A 2,732-nucleotide genomic window follows, 5' to 3' on the forward strand; every position below is an offset into this window, starting at 1 on the left:
TTCCTTGAAAGAGTGAACTCTGCAAGTCCAAGAGGATTGGATCGGTAAGAACTGGTCTCTCCCGATGGAATAAGTTCATCAGTTGTGGTAACAGGATCATGTATTTCTGAAACTATTTTAATTAAAATATCATCTGCAAGTTTTTCTAACTTCGGCCATGATACTATATTAGGTCCATATTTAAGTTCAGCTGAAAAATCAGGTTTACCGACACCGTTAAATACTCTGTTGTCATATATTTTCCCATCATAAAAATACTTAGGATTGCTATATTCCACATCTATTTCACAGGCAGAGGTGAGTCTTCCCTTATTTGCTGCAGTTGCAGCTATACTTCTTGCATCCATAAGAGCAACCGATGCCATCTGACCACTGCCGGGCTTACTTCCCTCCCTACTTGGGAAATTCCTTGTAGAGTGTCTAATTGAAAATGCCCCGTTTGCAGGTACATCCCCTGCACCAAAGCAAGGTCCACAGAACGCAGATTTTACAACAGCACCTGTTTCCATAAGTGCCTCTACAGTGCCGTTTCTTACAAGTTCTATATATACCGGCTGACTGGCAGGATAGAGGCTCATAGAAAACTCATCATTTCCTATATACTTACCCTTAAGTATATCTGCTGCCGCACAGAGATTCTCAAAACCTCCACCTGCACAGCCTGCTATTATTCCCTGATCTACCTGAATTCTACCGTTTTTAATTTTATCTGAAAGTTTAAAATTAATATCCTTTCCAAAACTTATCTTTGCTTTCTCTTCAACTTCATGTAAAATATCTTTAGGATTCTTGTTTACCTCGTCTATAAGGTAGGTATTGCTTGGGTGAAAAGGCATTGCTATCATAGGTCTTATTTTAGACAAATCTACCTCAATAAGTCCATCATAATATGCCGTAGAAGTAAGTTTAAGTTCTTTATAGTCCTGTGGTCTTTTATGTATCTCATAAAACTCCTTAACTTTCTCATCAGTTTCCCAAATTGAAGAAAGACAGGTAGTTTCAGTAGTCATAACATCTATTCCTATCCTATAATCTACACTTAGATATTTAATGCCATCACCGATAAACTCCATTATTTTATTGTTTACATATCCCTTTTCAAATACCTCACCTATAATTGCAAGGGCTATATCTTGAGGTCCTACTCCCTTTACAGGCTCTCCTGTAAGTCTTACTGCTACTACTTCAGGACAGGCAACATCGTAAGTTTGTCCCAGTAACTGCTTAACAAGCTCAGGACCACCCTCACCTATAGCCATAGTGCCTAATGCTCCATATCTGGTATGGCTGTCTGAGCCAAGTATCATCCTGCCTCCGCCTGCCAGTACTTCTCTTGCAAACTGATGAATAACTGCAAGATTAGGAGGCACATACATACCTCCAAACTTTTTCGCACTTGATAATCCAAACATATGGTCATCTTCATTAATAGTACCACCTACTGCACAAAGCGAATTATGGCAGTTGGTAAGTGCATAAGGCACTGGAAATTTCTTTATTCCTGATGCAACTGCCGTCTGCACTATACCCACAAATGTAATATCATGTGAGGCAAGACAATCAAACTTCAGCTTTAATTTTTCCATATTTTCTGATTTATTATGTGATTCAAGTATACCATAAGATATAGTATTCTTTTTTGCCTCTTCCTTTGTAAGTCTCACACCCTCATTTTCAAGCCTTTTCTCTATATCCTCTCCATCTTCAAATACTTTACCATTTACTATATATACACCATTTTTTGATAACCTAACCATATATTCTCCGTTTCTATTGTTTTACCTACCTAATTTTAAGACATAATAAAACATTTTATTATAAATATCAAGTACGATAACTATGTAATAGATTTCTTATTTTTTAGTATTTTTATTCAACTTTTATTCTTCTCCTTAAACAACAGTTTCAACTTCTTATATACCATACCGGATCTTTTGCTATCCTTAAATTTTTTAGATATTCCATTGTAAATTGCCTGTTTTGTTTTGTACTGATTAAACAAAAGCAGTATTTCTTCAGGCTCATCTTCATCTGACAATAACTCTCTTATTTCCTCTAAAGTTGCAAGGTCGCTTGATTTTACCTTACTCCGTTTTGCTGTTATTATTTTTTCACCATCTTCACCTATTACAGGCTCATTTTCCAAATCTTCGTCCAAAGACAATTCTTCCAACACCATTTCTGCAGGTGCAATCCTATCCACATTTTTCCCCTCAGCTCTCCAATAATCACAGATACAGTCATACCCTTTATCATTTGACACAATATGATAATTGGTATCCTCCTCTTCCCTACCAATCATATACCCTAAATAAGATGATAACTGAAAATCAAGCGCATTCTTAGTACCTGTTTTTACTTTTTGATATATTATTTCTAACTTCATTTCCATAAGAAGTTCCATTACCTCAACAGAAATATTTTTATGCTGTTCTGTATAAAATATGTATAACACATCATCTTTCTTCAAATCCTTTAGATGATTAATTCCATCTGCACCTATATTCTCCAAATCTATCAAATAATAATCCATAATCTTACCTCCTGCCCAAAATTTTAATTCTAGGCTATCATTATTTAACCAAAAGTCAACTACTAATTTCTACTTTTTCATTTGTATAAAATACTCTAATTTTTCCTATATTATATCTAACTATCAAAGTTAATTTCATTTCGCATAATATTTGCGATTTTGGCAAAACATCTGTTATAATATTTAAAATCACTTTAAA

The 2,732-nt window shown here is 34.9% G+C and carries 2 protein-coding genes; both read right to left on the reverse strand.

Annotation, left to right across the window (positions count from 1 at the left end):
• On the reverse strand, positions 1-1,757 hold a 1,757-nt coding region (locus ACTTG8_RS10185), incomplete at its 3' end, for a hydratase (RefSeq protein ID WP_442561995.1).
• Between the two features lie 116 nt (positions 1,758-1,873).
• Complete coding sequence (locus tag ACTTG8_RS10190; protein ID WP_442561996.1) at positions 1,874-2,533, reverse strand: PIN domain-containing protein; 660 nt, start codon at positions 2,531-2,533, stop codon at positions 1,874-1,876.
• Between the last annotated feature and the right edge of the window lie 199 nt (positions 2,534-2,732).

Origin of the sequence: Catonella sp., assembly GCF_052173895.1 — a bacterium.
Lineage (GTDB): Bacteria > Bacillota > Clostridia > Lachnospirales > Lachnospiraceae > Catonella.